The sequence below is a fragment of the Thermopolyspora flexuosa genome, from assembly GCF_006716785.1.
Taxonomy (GTDB): Bacteria; Actinomycetota; Actinomycetes; order Streptosporangiales; family Streptosporangiaceae; genus Thermopolyspora; species Thermopolyspora flexuosa.
Map to the genome: position 1 here is coordinate 3,175,264 of NZ_VFPQ01000001.1, position 13,552 is coordinate 3,188,815.

At 74.8% G+C, this 13,552-nt stretch carries 15 protein-coding genes; 6 read left to right on the top strand and 9 right to left on the bottom strand.

Annotation, left to right across the window (positions count from 1 at the left end; all coding sequences use genetic code 11):
- Positions 1–99 precede the first annotated feature (99 nt).
- The 4 genes from FHX40_RS13415 to FHX40_RS25090 all read left to right on the top strand — a co-directional run bounded on the left by FHX40_RS13415 (position 100) and on the right by FHX40_RS25090 (position 2,815).
- Positions 100–732, top strand: coding sequence for a TIGR03085 family metal-binding protein (locus FHX40_RS13415; RefSeq protein ID WP_142259922.1), 633 nt, complete (start codon positions 100–102; stop codon positions 730–732).
- 168 nt (positions 733–900) lie between these two features.
- Positions 901–1,881 carry a DUF6286 domain-containing protein gene (locus FHX40_RS13420; RefSeq protein WP_142259923.1) on the top strand — a complete coding sequence of 327 codons (981 nt, stop codon included), beginning with the start codon at positions 901–903 and terminating at the stop codon, positions 1,879–1,881.
- Positions 1,878–2,513, top strand: coding sequence for an alkaline shock response membrane anchor protein AmaP (locus FHX40_RS13425; RefSeq protein WP_142259924.1), 636 nt, complete (start codon positions 1,878–1,880; stop codon positions 2,511–2,513). Before FHX40_RS13420 ends, FHX40_RS13425 begins: the two co-directional genes overlap by 4 nt.
- 137 nt (positions 2,514–2,650) lie before the next feature.
- On the top strand, positions 2,651–2,815 hold the full coding sequence (locus tag FHX40_RS25090) for a hypothetical protein (RefSeq protein ID WP_170198829.1): 165 nt from the start codon (positions 2,651–2,653) through the stop codon (positions 2,813–2,815).
- Between the two features lie 360 nt (positions 2,816–3,175).
- Here the strand turns inward: FHX40_RS25090 and FHX40_RS13430 are convergent, their stop codons facing one another.
- The 9 genes from FHX40_RS13430 to hisD form a co-directional block, all read right to left on the bottom strand.
- Positions 3,176–3,808 carry an LppU/SCO3897 family protein gene (locus tag FHX40_RS13430; RefSeq protein WP_142259925.1) on the bottom strand — a complete coding sequence of 211 codons (633 nt, stop codon included), beginning with the start codon at positions 3,806–3,808 and terminating at the stop codon, positions 3,176–3,178.
- Positions 3,809–4,006: 198 nt separating this feature from the next.
- Complete coding sequence (locus FHX40_RS13435) at positions 4,007–5,341, bottom strand: acyltransferase family protein (protein WP_142259926.1); 1,335 nt, start codon at positions 5,339–5,341, stop codon at positions 4,007–4,009.
- Positions 5,342–5,390: 49 nt separating this feature from the next.
- The gene (gene hisF, locus FHX40_RS13440) at positions 5,391–6,161 is read right to left on the bottom strand and encodes an imidazole glycerol phosphate synthase subunit HisF (protein WP_142259927.1); all 771 of its coding nucleotides are present in this window, start codon (positions 6,159–6,161) and stop codon (positions 5,391–5,393) included.
- Positions 6,162–6,218: 57 nt separating this feature from the next.
- Positions 6,219–6,944, bottom strand: coding sequence for a bifunctional 1-(5-phosphoribosyl)-5-((5-phosphoribosylamino)methylideneamino)imidazole-4-carboxamide isomerase/phosphoribosylanthranilate isomerase PriA (gene priA, locus FHX40_RS13445; RefSeq protein ID WP_142259928.1), 726 nt, complete (start codon positions 6,942–6,944; stop codon positions 6,219–6,221).
- A 93-nt stretch (positions 6,945–7,037) separates the two neighbouring features.
- Positions 7,038–7,670, bottom strand: a complete 633-nt coding sequence (gene hisH, locus FHX40_RS13450) for an imidazole glycerol phosphate synthase subunit HisH (protein ID WP_211350258.1) — start codon at positions 7,668–7,670, stop codon at positions 7,038–7,040.
- Positions 7,664–7,819 (bottom strand): hypothetical protein, encoded by a 156-nt coding sequence (locus tag FHX40_RS25095; protein ID WP_170198655.1) that lies wholly within the window; start codon positions 7,817–7,819, stop codon positions 7,664–7,666. Before FHX40_RS25095 ends, hisH begins: the two co-directional genes overlap by 7 nt.
- Positions 7,816–8,409, bottom strand: a complete 594-nt coding sequence (gene hisB, locus FHX40_RS13455; RefSeq protein ID WP_142259930.1) for an imidazoleglycerol-phosphate dehydratase HisB — start codon at positions 8,407–8,409, stop codon at positions 7,816–7,818. Before hisB ends, FHX40_RS25095 begins: the two co-directional genes overlap by 4 nt.
- A complete protein-coding gene (locus tag FHX40_RS13460) occupies positions 8,406–9,563 on the bottom strand; it encodes a histidinol-phosphate transaminase (protein WP_142259931.1) in 1,158 nt (385 codons plus the stop codon). Before FHX40_RS13460 ends, hisB begins: the two co-directional genes overlap by 4 nt.
- Positions 9,560–10,867, bottom strand: a complete 1,308-nt coding sequence (gene hisD, locus FHX40_RS13465) for a histidinol dehydrogenase (protein WP_142259932.1) — start codon at positions 10,865–10,867, stop codon at positions 9,560–9,562. Before hisD ends, FHX40_RS13460 begins: the two co-directional genes overlap by 4 nt.
- Before the next feature lie 144 nt (positions 10,868–11,011).
- Between hisD and ybaK the strand changes: the two genes are divergently transcribed.
- On the top strand, positions 11,012–11,512 hold the full coding sequence (gene ybaK / locus FHX40_RS13470) for a Cys-tRNA(Pro) deacylase (RefSeq protein ID WP_142259933.1): 501 nt from the start codon (positions 11,012–11,014) through the stop codon (positions 11,510–11,512).
- A gap of 189 nt (positions 11,513–11,701) precedes the next feature.
- Positions 11,702–13,174 (top strand): amidase, encoded by a 1,473-nt coding sequence (locus FHX40_RS13475; RefSeq protein WP_142259934.1) that lies wholly within the window; start codon positions 11,702–11,704, stop codon positions 13,172–13,174.
- Positions 13,175–13,552 lie beyond the last annotated feature (378 nt).

Consider the following 13,552-nt stretch of genomic DNA (forward strand, 5'->3'; position numbering starts at 1 on the left):
CTCCAACTGGGTCGTTTCCGCTCCGTACTCCTTATCATCCGGGTCTGTCCATTTATTTCCTTGACCCCTCGGCGGGAGGGTGAGGGGTAGGCTGAGCGGATGACCCACGCACGGACCGAGCGGACCGCGCTCTGCGACCTGCTGGAGCAGGTCGGCCCCGACGCACCCACGTTGTGCGCGGGCTGGACGACCGCCGACCTCGCCGCCCACCTGGTGCTGCGGGAGCGCCGTTTCGACGCGGTGCCGGGCATCGGGTTCGCCCCGCTCGCCCCCTACACCGCGAAGGTGCAGCGGCGCATCCGGGACCGGCACTCCTGGCCGGAGCTGGTCGGCCTGGTACGGCAGGGGCCCCCGGTCTGGTCGCCGTACCGGCTGCCCGCGGCCGACGCGCTGGTGAACACGCTGGAGCTGTTCATCCACCACGAGGACGTACGGCGGGCCCGGGACGGCTGGGAGCCGCGCGAGCTGCCCGAGGCGCTGCAGGACCTGTTGTGGCGGCGGCTGCGCACGATGGCGCCGTTCATGCTGCGGAAGGCGCCGGTCGGGGTGGTGCTGCGCCGTCCCGACGGGGCGAGGACCGGCGGCAGGAAGGCCGAGCCGTACGTGGTGGTGACCGGGGAGCCGCAGGAGCTGCTGCTGTTCGCGTTCGGCCGCCAGGCGCACGCCCGGGTCACCTGCAGCGGGGACGAGAGGTCGGTCGAGCTGCTGCGCTCCGCCCCGCTGGGCGTCTGAGCGAACGATCCGCGGGCACGCGAAAGGCCGGTCACGGTGACCGGCACGCGTGGGCACCACTCTCGAGGAGCGGTGCTATCACTCTCCGTAATCAGGGTATCACCGATCGTGACCAGGGGTGGCCGCCGATCGGGCAGGCGGGCCGCCCGACGCGATCGGGGGGACCACATGACCGACACCACGGCCGTACCGGACCTTTCCCGCGAGTGCCTGAGACGGGCGGGGCGGGCCTCCCCGCGGGCCTGGGGACACGGTCCGCGCAGCGGATGGCACCGGCTGCCCGGCCGGCGTGACCCGGGCGGGCGGCCCGCCTGCGCGCGGGCCGGGCACCGTGCCGCGCCGGGCGCGGCGGCCGGATCGGGGTTCGGCGCCGCGGTCCGCGCGCGGATCGGCGCCCGGTTCGGCGCCGTGATGACCACCGCGGCCAGGGTCGCGAGGACCACCCTGCGGCGCCTGCCGGGCGGGCGGGGCACGGCGAGGGCCACGGCGCGGCACGCGCCGGGCGGGGCGGTACGGCACCGCCGGCCCGGCCGGAGACGGGCCTGCGCGGCGTCGCACCGGATCGCCGCCGAGCGGGTCGCGGCGCTGCGGGCGCTGCGCCCCGCGCGCTCCCCGGCGAGCGTGGTCGCCGCCCTCGTGCTCGTGGGCGCGGGCGCGGTCGCGGTGGCCGAGACGTTCCTCGTGGTGGCGGAGCGGGCGCCGCACCTGGTGGCCTTCGAGCCCGCGACGCTCTGGGCGCAGGACACGACGTGGCGCGACCCGGCCGCGCTCGGCACGGCCGGCGTGGTGACCGTGCTCGGCGTGGTGCTCGTGCTCGCCGCGGTCCTTCCCGGGCGGCCGCGGCTCGTGCCGCTGCGCACCGGCGACCCCGACCTCGTGCTCGGGGTGTCCCGGCCGATGCTCGCCGCGCTCATCGCCGGGGAGGTGGCACGGGTGACCGGGGTACGGCGGGTGCGGGTACGGCTGCGCCGGCGGCGCCTGCTCGTCACCGCGTGCACCGACGAGCGCGACGCCGAGGCGGTCGGCGACCGGGTGCGCGAGGCGGCCGAGCGGGAGCTGGCCCGGCTCGACCCGCTGATCTCGCTGACCGTGCGGTCCAAGGTCCGCCCGGTGGCGGCCGGGGAGCGTGCCGTGGCGGGTGCGCGGTGAGCCGGGGCCGCGCGGTGGCGAACCGGCTCGGGCTCGCCGTGACCGGTCTCGCGCTGCTCGTGCTCGGCGGCGGCGCGCTGCTGCGCGGCGCGGGCGCGTTCGGGCCGGAGGCGGCGGCGCGGCCGGTGGTCGGCGGCGACTTGGCGGAGTTCGCCCACGACCGGCCCTGGTTCTGGCCGTCGCTCGCGGCGGGCGGGTTCCTGCTCGCGGTCGCCGGGCTGTGGTGGCTGGTGAGCCGGCTGCGTCCGGGCCGCGTGCGGCGGGTCCGGCTGCGGGCCGGGAGCGGGGTGGTCGCGGTCGCGGGCGCGCCGGTGGCGCGGGCGGTCGCCGCCCGGCTGTGCGCGCACCCGCGGATCCGGCGGGCGCGCGCCGTGGTGCGCGGCCCGGCCCACCGGCCGTGGCTCGACCTGCGGCTGTCCGCCTGCGGCGGGGCCGGCCTGCGTGAGCTGCTCGCGCTCGTCGGCGACCGCGCGGTACCCGGACTGCGCGCCGCGCTCGCGGTCGACCGGCTGCCCGCGGTGGTGCGGCTGGGGTTCGTGCGGGAGCGGAGGCCGCTGGTGCGGACGTGGGCCACGTCACATGACGCCACGCGGCGAAGCCGCGGCGCACGCGCGATTCATACGGCACATTGAATGGTGTGCCGGGCTGAGAAGGGCGGAGGGGCGGTCGGTAGCATGATCAAAGCGCCATCGACGCCGCACAACCGAAAACGACAAAACGCCTAAAACGGGGTATTGAATACCAGGACTGATCCGCAGGAGGCCCCCCAATGAAGGTCAAGAAGGTGCTGACGTACCTGGGCATCGCGTTCGTCATCTTCTTCCTCTACACCCGTCCCGCGGAGGCGGCCGAAGCGGTGCGAGGCGTGTTCGACGGTGTGGCGGACGGGGCGAACTCGCTGGCGACATTCGTATCCCAGGTCTTCGCACGCTGACGCCCCGGCTCAGCCCGCATCCCGCCGGGCGACCGCGTTCCCCGGGCGGTCGCCGGAGACCGACCGGCACGGCGGGCCGGGTCGGCGCGTCCCGGCGTCGCCGCCCGGCGGCGTCCGGCGCCACCAAGGTGATCCCCTGCGGGCGGCGGCACGCGCAGGGGCCGTACACCTCACCGACGGGGCGCCGCGCCGAGAACGTGCAGCCGTGGCGACGCGCCCACCACCGGGCCGTCGCCGTAGCGGGGATTTCGCGTCCCTAGGGGGCGAACTCGCGACGTTTCACTCCTACAGACGGCGATCAGTCCATGCCCTCCGGCGCCGGACCGCCGGAGGGCGGCACAGACGTCTTTACTTGTACGTTTACTTGTACGGCTTGAGGCAGAGGACGTAACCCCTCCCCATCCGCTCGCCCTCCCAGTAGGCCTTCTCGGCCTCGCGGTGGTCGGAGCAGATGTTCATGCTCATCTGGAACTCGACCTGGGTCTTGTCCTCGAGCCTCGCCACCACCTGCCACTTCGCCGCGGCGTCGGTGCACTCGACGACCTTGGGCTTGTCACCCTCGATGGCCACGCAGTCGCCGGCCTTCGCCGTCACGGGAGCGCCGGTCAGGTTGTCCACAAGGAAGCCGCCCACGCCGATCACGACGGCGGCCACGGCGATGAAGATCAACCGCTTCACCACCGACTTGCCCGCCTTGCGGAGCGCCCCCGGCACGCCCGAGCCGCCGTTCTGCGGCGTCTGCGGCTGCTGCCCCTGCGGCGGGTACGGCCCCTGCTGCGGGGACCACCCGCCCTGCGGATGGGCCGGTCCGCCGGGCGCCTGGCCGGGCTGCTGCGGAGCGCCGGGGGCGGGGCCCTGCGGGCCGTACCCGGGCGCGCCCTGCCACGCCTGGCCGTATCCGGGCCCGTCGTGCCCGAATTGGCCCTGCGGCGGATATCCCTGGCCGGGCGGCACGCCCTGCCCCGGCCCCTGCGGAGGAAAGGGAGTTGACACGACAACCACACCTGGAAAACGCGACTGTCACACGAACGCGACAAAGCTAGCGGATCAGCAACGCCCGCGAGGCGAATATCGGACAAATACCTTTTCTGCCCCTGGATTAACAGGCGTCACACCACACGCCGACGGCGACAACAATCCAGGCGGCGTTATCCGCGTCCATCAGCAGGCCGGGGGCGGGTCGCGGGCGGATCAGCCGGCGGCGCGGGGTCCGGCCGGGGCCGCGGCGGCCGTGCGGTGCCGCAGGTACCGCAGTATTGCGGCCCCCGCGAAGTAGCCGAGCAGCCCCCAGGTGGACATGCCCGCCGGGCCGTGGTCGCCCGGACCGGCGACGGCGATGCCGAGCAGGCCGCCGATCACGCCGGCGACGCCCGCGATCGTGCCCGCGAGCGTCGGCCACCCGGACGCGGCGCCGGGGTCCGGCACCGGGCCGGACCGCCGCTCGACGCGGCCGAACACCGCCACGAGGGCCGCGAGGAAGAGCGCGAGCACGGCGAGCCAGGGCAGGCGCAGCGCCACCCAGGCCGCCGAGCCCGCGGGGACGCGCGGCAGCAGCCCGGCCGCGTGCAGGGTCAGCGCGCCGAGCACCACGGCCGTCATGTGCCACAGGAACATCGTCATGATCACCGAGTTGACCGCGACCACCGCGGTCCACGGCCGCGGGCGGCGCAGCCACCGGTTGCCCGCGCGGTGGCACAGCAGCGCCAGCCCGGTCTGCGTGACGGCGAGGGCGAGCAGCGCGAGCGTGGGCGGCGCGGTGTTCTGGATCTCCGTCCCCGCGGCCTGCACCATGCTCACCGGGTACGGCCCGGCCACGGTGAGCCCGACCAGCGCGGCGAACCCGAGCAGCGCCAGCGGCAGCGCCACGCCCCGCCGGTCGGGCAGCGCCCCCTCCCGCCAGGCGATGCCGAGCTGGTGCACGGCGAGCCAGGCGAGCAGGTAGTTCGCCTCCCCCACCCACGGCAGGCCGAGCCAGAGCCGGGCCAGGTCGCCCCCGCCGACCAGCGCGGCGAGCACCACCGGCACGGCGAGGCCGTACCGCCGGTGCAGGCCGTACGTGGCCGGGGTGAGCACCACCGCCGCGAGGTAGGCGACGAGGAACCACAGCGGGATGCCCGCGAGCCACACCCCGAGGCCGACCAGCCGCGCGTCCACCCCGGCCGCGCGGGCCGCGAGCGCGGCCGCGACGAGCACGGCCAGCAGCGTCGTGGTGGGCCGCACCAGCCGGTCGGTACGGCGCAGCGTCCAGCCCGCCGCACTCCCGCCGCGGCGCAGGTAGGAGGTGAGCGAGGCCGCGTTCGCGTAGCCGCCGACCAGGAAGAACAGCGGCATGACCTGGAACAGCCAGGTGAGCGGCCGGGTCCACGCGGCCACGTCGAGCACGCTGACCCCGGACAGCCCGCCGCCCTCGTCGGTGACGTGGACGACGAGCCAGTGGCCGGTCACCACCGCGGCGATCGCGACGGCCCGCAGCAGGTCGACGTACCGGTCGCGATGCGCGGGGGTGGCCTCGGCCGCCCGCCGCATCTCCCCTTCCCCTCCGGCGCCCTCGTTCCGGCCGCGGTGTGCCGCGGCGCTAGCGGACGGTGACGCCCGCCGCGCGCAGGGCGCCCTTGATGTCGCCGATCGTCAGCTCGCCGAAGTGCAGCACGCTCGCGGCGAGCACCGCGTCGGCCCCGGCCTCGACCGCCGGGGCGAAGTGCTCGAGCGCCCCCGCGCCGCCGCTGGCGATCACCGGGACGCTCACCGCGGCGCGCACCGCCCGGATCATCTCCAGGTCGTAGCCGTCCTTGGTGCCGTCGCCGTCCATCGAGTTGAGCAGGATCTCCCCGACCCCGAGCTCCTCGCCGCGGCGGGCCCACTCGACCGCGTCGATGCCGGTGCCGCGCCGCCCGCCGTGGGTGGTCACCTCGAAGCCCGAGGGGGTCGGCGGGCCGTCGACCACCCGGCGCGCGTCCACCGACAGCACGATGCACTGCGCGCCGAACCGCTCGGAGGCCTCGCGGAGCAGCTCGGGCCGGGCGACCGCCGCGGTGTTGATGCTCACCTTGTCCGCGCCGGCCCGCAGCAGCCGGTCCACGTCCTCCACCGAGCGCACCCCGCCGCCCACGGTGAGCGGGATGAACACCTGCTCGGCGGTGCGGCGGACCACGTCGTACATGGTCTCCCGGCCGCCGGAGGAGGCGGTGATGTCGAGAAAGGTCAGCTCGTCGGCGCCCTCGGCGTCGTAGCGCCGGGCGAGCTCGACCGGGTCACCCGCGTCCCGCAGGTTCTCGAAGTTGACGCCCTTCACCACCCGGCCGTTGTCCACGTCCAGGCAGGGGATCACACGTACCGCGACCGTCACCGCGCCCCTCGCACACCCGATGTCCGTGACGTACCCATCATGCCGCGCCGTACCGGGTCACTTGCCGGCGGCCACGGCCAGGGCCTCCTCCAGGGTGAACGCCCCGGCGTACAGCGCCTTGCCGACGATCGCGCCCTCCACGCCCAGCGGCACCAGCTCGGCGATCGCGCGCAGGTCGTCGAGCGAGGACACGCCGCCGCTGGCGATCACCGGGGCGTCGGTGCGGGCGCACACCTGGCGCAGCAGGTCGAGGTTCGGGCCCTTGAGCGTGCCGTCCTTGGTCACGTCGGTGACGACGTAGCGGGAGCAGCCGTCGGCCTCCAGCCGCTCGAGCACCTCCCACAGGTCGCCGCCCTCGCGGGTCCAGCCGCGGGCGGCGAGGCGGGTGCCGCGCACGTCGAGCCCGATCGCGACCCGGTCCCCGTACTCCTTGATGATCTTCGAGCACCACTCGGGGTTCTCCAGCGCGGCGGTGCCGATGTTCACCCGGCGGCAGCCGGTGGCGAGCGCGGCCTGCAGCGACTCGTCGTCGCGGATGCCGCCGGACAGCTCGACGTTGATGTCGAGCGTGCCCACGACCCGGGCGAGCAGCTCCCGGTTCGAACCCCGGCCGAAGGCGGCGTCGAGATCGACGAGGTGGATCCACTCGGCGCCGGCCTCCTGCCAGGCGAGGGCGGCGGCGAGCGGGTCGCCGTACGACGTCTCGGTGCCCGCCTCCCCTTGGACGAGGCGGACGGCCTGCCCGTCGGCGACGTCAACGGCGGGCAACAGCACCAGCGACATGGTCGAGGACCTCCGGTCAAGCAGAAGGGGCAAGCAGGAAGGGGAATCCCCGGGCACACCGCGCCCGGGCGGCGGACCGGCCGGGACGGGCGGTCACAGGGTGCCGAGCCAGTTGCGCAGCAGCACCGCGCCGGCGTCGCCGGACTTCTCCGGATGGAACTGGGTGGCCATGAGCGCGCCGTTCTCCACCGCGGCGACGAACGGCACGCCGTGCTCGGCCCAGGTGACGAGCGGCTCGGCGAACCCGGGACCGGCCTGCAGCTCCCACTTGCGCACCCCGTAGGAGTGCACGAAGTAGAAGCGGGTGTCCGGGTCGAGCCCGGCGAACAGCACCGAGCCCTCGGGGGCCTGCACGGTGTTCCACCCCATGTGCGGCAGCACCGGCGCGTCGAGGCGTTCGACCACGCCCGGCCACTCGCCGCAGCCGGCGGTCTCGATGCCGTGCTCCACGCCGCGCTCGAACAGGATCTGCATGCCGACGCAGATGCCGAGCACCGGGCGGCCGCCGGCGAGCCGCCGCTGGATGATCCGGTCCCCGTGCACCGCGCGCAGCCCGGCCATGCACGCGGCGAACGCGCCGACGCCGGGCACGACCAGGCCGTCGGCGTTCATCGCGGCGTTCTCGTCGGAGGTCACCGTGACGTCGGCGCCGACCCGGGCGAGGGCCCGCTCGGCCGAGCGCAGGTTCCCGGACCCGTAGTCGAGGATGACGACCTTCTTCACCACCACAGCACCCCCGCGGTGAGCGCGAGGGCCGCGCCGACGCCGAGCATCGCGGCGCCGAGCCTGAGCCCTTGCCTGACGAACGAGATGACGCCGCCGACGAGGAACAGGCCGACGAACACCATGGCGATCGCCGTCCAGTTCTCGGTCACAGCACCCCCTTGGTGCTGGGCACGCCGGTGGCCCGCGGGTCGGGCTCGCACGCCTCGCGCAGCGCCCGGGCGAGCGCCTTGAACTGGGCCTCGACGATGTGGTGGGCGTTGCGCCCGTACGGCACGTGCACGTGCAGGCAGACCGCGGCCTGGGCGACGAACGACTCGAGGATGTGCCGGGTCATCGTCGTGTCGTAGTCCGGGCCGATCATCGGCGCCATGCCCTCGGGCTCGGTGTGCACCAGGTACGGCCGGCCGGACAGGTCGACGGTGACCTGGGCGAGCGTCTCGTCGAGCGGGCAGGACGCGTGCCCGAACCGCCGGATGCCGGACTTGTCGCCAAGCGCCTCGCGGAACGCGGCCCCGAGCGCGAGCGAGGTGTCCTCGATCGTGTGGTGGGAGTCGATGTGCAGGTCGCCCTCGGTCTTCACGGTGAGGTCGAACAGGCCGTGCCGGGCGAGCTGGGAGAGCATGTGGTCGAAGAAGCCGACCCCGGTGGACACCTCGTACCGCCCGGTGCCGTCGAGGTCCACCTCGACGAGCACCGACGTCTCCCCGGTCACGCGCTCGACGCGCCCGATCCTGCTCATGCGCCCTCCCGTCGTGCGCCGTCCCGCGCCGGCACCCGGGTGAGCACCCGGGTGAGCGCCGCGCGGAACGCCGCCATCTCGTCCTCGGTGCCGATCGTCACCCGCAGCCACTGCGGCGGACCGACCTCCCGGATGAGCACGCCCTGCTCGAGCAGGCCCTCCCACACCGCGCGCCGGTCGGCGAACCGGCCGAACAGCACGAAGTTCGCGTCGGAGTCGGCCACCTCGAGGCCCTGGGCGCGCAGCCACTCCACGGTCGCGTCCCGCTCGGCGCGCAGCGCGTCCACGGTGCCGAGCAGCTCCTTGGCGTGCGCGAGCGCCACCCGCGCCGCCGCCTGCGTCAACGTGGACAGATGGTACGGCAGGCGGACGAGCTGGAGCGCCTCGACCACCGCCGGGTGGGCGGCGAGGTACCCGAGCCGGGTGCCGGCCATGGCGAACGCCTTCGACATGGTCCGGGAGACGATGAGCCGCGGGTGCTCCGGCAGCAACGTGAGCGCGCTCGGCGTGCCGGCCCGGGCGAACTCGAAGTACGCCTCGTCGACCACGACGATGCCGGGCGCGGCCTTGGCGACGCGCTCGACCGTCTCGAGCGGCAGCGCGGTCCCGGTCGGGTTGTTCGGCGAGGTGAGGAAGACCACGTCCGGCCGGTGCTCCTCGATCGCCGCGACCGCCGCGTCCGGGTCGATGCCGAAGTCCTCGTCGCGCGCGCCCGCGATCCACCGGGTGCCGGTGCCGACGGTGATGATCGGGTGCATCGAGTACGACGGCTCGAAGCCCAGCGCGCTGCGGCCCGCGCCGCCGAACACCTGCAGGATCTGCTGGAGGATCTCGTTGGACCCGTTCGCCGCCCACACGTGCTCGGGCCCGAGCCCGTGCCCGAGGTAGCGGGCGAGGTCCTCGCGCAGCGCGAGCGCGTCGCGGTCCGGGTAGCGGTTGAGGCTCAGCGCCTCGCGCCGCACCGCCTCGGCGAGGTCCTCGGCGAGCTCCGGCGAGGGCGGGTAGGGGTTCTCGTTGGTGTTGAGCCGCACCGGCACGTCGATCTGCGGCGCGCCGTACGGCGAGCGGCCCCGCAGGTCGTCGCGGATCGGCAGGTCGGCGAGGGTGACCGGCGCGAACGCCGGCTTCTCGGGGCGATTGCCGGGCAGGGTCATGAGGGGATCTCCCAGCCGAACCGGGCGCGGATCGCGGCGCCGTGCGCGGGCAGGTCCTCCGCGTCAGCGAGCGCGCACACGTGCGCGGCCGCGGCGGCGAGCGCCTCCCGGCTGTAGTCGACCACGTGGATGCCGCGCAGGAACGTCTGCACCGACAGGCCGCTGGAGTGGCAGGCGCAGCCGCCGGTGGGCAGCACGTGGTTCGACCCGGCGAGGTAGTCGCCGAGGGAGACCGGCGAGTACGGCCCGATGAAGATCGCCCCGGCGTTGCGCACCCGGGCGGCGACCGCGTGCGCGTCCGCGGTCTGGATCTCCAGGTGCTCGGCCGCGTAGGCGTTCACCACCTCGATCCCGTCGTCGATCGAGGAGACGAGCACGATGCCGGACTGGCGGCCGGAGAGCGCCTCGGTGATGCGCTCGCGGTGCCGGGTGGCGTTGACCTGCTCGGGCAGCTCCTTCTCCACCGCCTCGGCGAGGGCGAGCGAGTCGGTGACGAGCACGGCCGCGGCGATCACGTCGTGCTCGGCCTGGCTGATCAGGTCGGCGGCGACGTGCACCGGGTCGGCGGAGTCGTCGGCGAGGATCGCGATCTCGGTCGGGCCGGCCTCGGAGTCGATGCCGATCACGCCCTTGAGCAGCCGCTTGGCCGCGGCGACGTAGATGTTGCCGGGGCCGGTCACCATCGTGGCGCGCGGGCACTCCTCGGTGCCGTACGCGAACATCGCCACCGCCTGGGCGCCGCCCACGGCGTACACCTCCTCGACGCCGAGCAGCCCGCAGGCGGCGAGGATGAGCGGGTGCGGCAGCCCGCCGAACTCGGCCTGGGCGGGCGAGGTGACCGCGAGCGAGGGCACCCCCGCCTCCTGCGCGGGCACCACGTTCATCACCACGCTCGACGGGTACACGGCGCGGCCGCCCGGAACGTACAGCCCGACCCGCTCCACCGGCACCCACCGCTCGGTGACGGTGCCGCCCGGCACCACCCGGGTGGTGACGTCGGTGCGCCGCTGGTCGCGGTGGACGAGGCGGGCACGGCGGATCGACTCCTCCAGGGCCTCGCGCACCCGCGGATCGAGACCGTTCAGCGCGTCCTCGATCGCCGCGGCGGGCACCCGGGTCGACTCCAGCTCGACGCCGTCGAAGCGGGCGGTCAGCTCCCGTACGGCCGCCACCCCGCGATGGCGGACATCCTCACAGATCGGCCGTACCTTCTCCAGGGCGGCCTCGACGTCGAGCTCGGCACGGGGCAGCACGTCACGCAGGTCCCCCGGCAGGGACCCTCGCAGGTCGATACGGGAAATCACCACACCAGTCTACGGACGTCCGCGGCCCGGTACCGGCTCGTCCACCATGCGGAACGGGCGTGTCGCGGCCAGGCGCCTTTACAACGTAGATCATCCATATCCCGGGGCGTGATCGCCACCGCGCGACCCGCTACGCTGGCCGCCGTGGGCAAGGCGAAGGGCAAAGGCGCGCAGGGCACCCCGGCCACGGTCGCCCTGACCAAGGCGAAGGTGGAGTTCACCCTGCACCCCTACGAGCACGACCCGAACGCGCAGGCCTACGGCGAGGAGGCGGCCGACGCGCTCGGCGTGCCGTACGAGCGGATCTTCAAGACGCTCGTCGCCGAGGTGGAGAGCGGCCTCGCGGTCGCGGTGGTGCCGGTCGCCGGGCGGCTCGACCTGAAGGCGTTCGCGGCCGCGCTCGGCGGCAAGCGGGCGGCGCTCGCCGACGCCGCCAAGGTGGAGCGGGTCACCGGGTACGTCGTCGGCGGGATCAGCCCGCTCGGGCAGCGCAAGAAGCTCCCGACCGTGGTCGACGAGTCCGCGCTCGGCTTCCCGACCATCTACTTCTCCGCGGGCCGCCGCGGCCTGCAGATCGAGTGCGCCCCGGGCGAGCTGGTCCGGCTCACCGACGCGATCACCGCCCCGATCGCCAAGCCGCGCTGAGGCGCCGGCCCGCCCGCCGGCTCGGCAAGTCCGGCCGAGTTCCGGCCGCCGCGTGGTCGATCCTTGCCAAGGCAGCCCGCCGTACCGCGTTGGAACAATCGGCACTGCAGTAAGCAGCGGAATCGGCGCAGGCGGCCGTCCGGCGGAGGGCCGGCCGCGCCCGGAGGCCGGAGGAAGCAGGCGGGCACCATGACCCACGGCGAAGAGGATCTCGGCACCACCCCGCGCGAGCAGGACGGCGTGCCGCCCGGCGAGGAGCTGTGCGAGCTGACCGCCACCGAGATGCTCGCGCTGCTGCGGAAGGGGGAGATCGGCTCCGCCGAGCTCGTCGAGGCGCACCTGCGCCGCATCGAGCGGGTGAACGGCAAGGTCAACGCGATCGTCACGCTCGCCGCCGAGCAGGCGCTGCGGCAGGCGCGCGAGGCCGACGAGGACCGGGCGCGCGGCGGCTGGCGCGGCCCGCTGCACGGGCTGCCGGTGGCGCACAAGGACCTGATCGACACCGCGGGCATCCGCACCACGTACGGCTCGCGCGTGTACGCCGACCACGTGCCGGACCGAGACTCGCTGCTGGTGCGGCGCATGCGCGCGGCCGGGGCGATCACCATCGGGAAGACCAACACCCCCGAGTTCGGCACCGGGTCGCACACGGTGAACGCGGTGTTCGGCGCCACCCGCAACCCCTACGACCTCTCCCGCAGCGCGGGCGGCAGCAGCGGCGGGGCGGCCGCCGCGCTCGCCACCGGCATGGTGCCGCTCGCCGACGGCACCGACGTGGGCGGCTCGCTGCGCAACCCGGCGTCGTTCTGCAACGTGTTCGGGCTGCGGCCGACGCCGGGCCGTACCCCGCCGCCGTCGCACGACGCCGCGTGGTTCACCCTCGAGGTGTCCGGGCCGATGGCCCGCACCGCGCAGGACGCGGCGCTGCTGATGAGCGCGATCGCCGGGTTCGACCCGGGCTCGCCGTACTCGGTGCGGGAGGGCGGCGAGGTCTTCGCCGCGCCGCTGGAGACCGACCTGACCGGGGTGCGGATCGCGTTCAGCCCGGACCTCGGCGGGCTGCCGGTCGACCCGGACACCGCCGCGGTGACCGCCCGCGCCCCCGAGGTGCTCGCCGGGCTCGGCGCCACGGTGGAGCAGGTCGACCTCGACCTGTCCGACGCCGAGGACGCGTTCCGTACCTGGCGCGCCTGGTGGTACGCGCTGCGCTTCGGCGGGCTGCTGGAGCGGCACCGCGACGAGCTGCAGCCGAACGTGGTGTGGAACATCGAGGCGGGCCTGCGGCTCACCGGCGCGGACCTCGCCCGCGCGGAGCGGGCGCGCACCCGGCTGTTCGCCCGCATGGCCGCGTTCTTCGAGACCTACGACTTCCTCGTCGCGCCGGTGAGCCAGGTGCCGCCGTTCCCGGTCGAGCAGCCGTACGTCACCGAGATCGCCGGGCAGCGGATGCCCGACTACCTGGCCTGGATGCGCTCGGCGTACTGGATCAGCGTGCTGCACGCCCCGGCCGCGTCGGTCCCGTGCGGGTTCACTCCGCAGGGCCTGCCCGTCGGCGTCCAGGTGATCGGCCGTCCCTGGGCGGACATGGAGGTGCTCCGCCTCGCCCACGCGTTCGAGCGTGCCGCCCCACAGACCGCCAGGCCGGCCGTGCTCGCCGGCTGAGCCTGCGCGGCTCGGGCACCACCATGCCGTCGGACAGGTCGGCGATGCGGTGGCCGCGGACGGCGCGGCGGTACTCCGAGCCCAGGTACGCCGCGATCGCCTCGAGCAGGCCGAACGCGGCGACCGCGAACAGCGGCCAGGCGAGCAGCACGCCCTGCGCGGTCACCGCGAGGCGGCTGCCCTCCTGGAAGCCGCCGGCCTCCGCGGCCCGCAGCACCGTGGTGCCCGCGGATCCGCCGACCCGCTCCGCGATCAGCCCGGCGGCGACCCCGCCCGCGGCGAGCCCGAGCAGCACCGCGGGCCGCCGGGCGAAGGCGAACGCGAGGATGCCGCAGACCAGCCCGGCCCCCGCGGTGATCACGGCGAACAGGCCGTCCG

What these genes read in the sequence shown, in the direction of transcription:
- FHX40_RS13415 (WP_142259922.1), top strand. Translation starts at nt 100, where the DNA reads ATGACCCACGCACGGACCGAGCGGACCGCGCTCTGCGACCTGCTGGAG.
- FHX40_RS13420 (WP_142259923.1), top strand. Translation starts at nt 901, where the DNA reads ATGACCGACACCACGGCCGTACCGGACCTTTCCCGCGAGTGCCTGAGA.
- FHX40_RS25090 (WP_170198829.1), top strand. Translation starts at nt 2,651, where the DNA reads ATGAAGGTCAAGAAGGTGCTGACGTACCTGGGCATCGCGTTCGTCATC.
- FHX40_RS13435 (WP_142259926.1), bottom strand. Translation starts at nt 5,341, where the DNA reads ATGCGGCGGGCGGCCGAGGCCACCCCCGCGCATCGCGACCGGTACGTC.
- priA (WP_142259928.1), bottom strand. Translation starts at nt 6,944, where the DNA reads ATGTCGCTGGTGCTGTTGCCCGCCGTTGACGTCGCCGACGGGCAGGCC.
- hisB (WP_142259930.1), bottom strand. Translation starts at nt 8,409, where the DNA reads ATGAGCAGGATCGGGCGCGTCGAGCGCGTGACCGGGGAGACGTCGGTG.
- FHX40_RS13460 (WP_142259931.1), bottom strand. Translation starts at nt 9,563, where the DNA reads ATGACCCTGCCCGGCAATCGCCCCGAGAAGCCGGCGTTCGCGCCGGTC.
- FHX40_RS13475 (WP_142259934.1), top strand. Translation starts at nt 11,702, where the DNA reads ATGACCCACGGCGAAGAGGATCTCGGCACCACCCCGCGCGAGCAGGAC.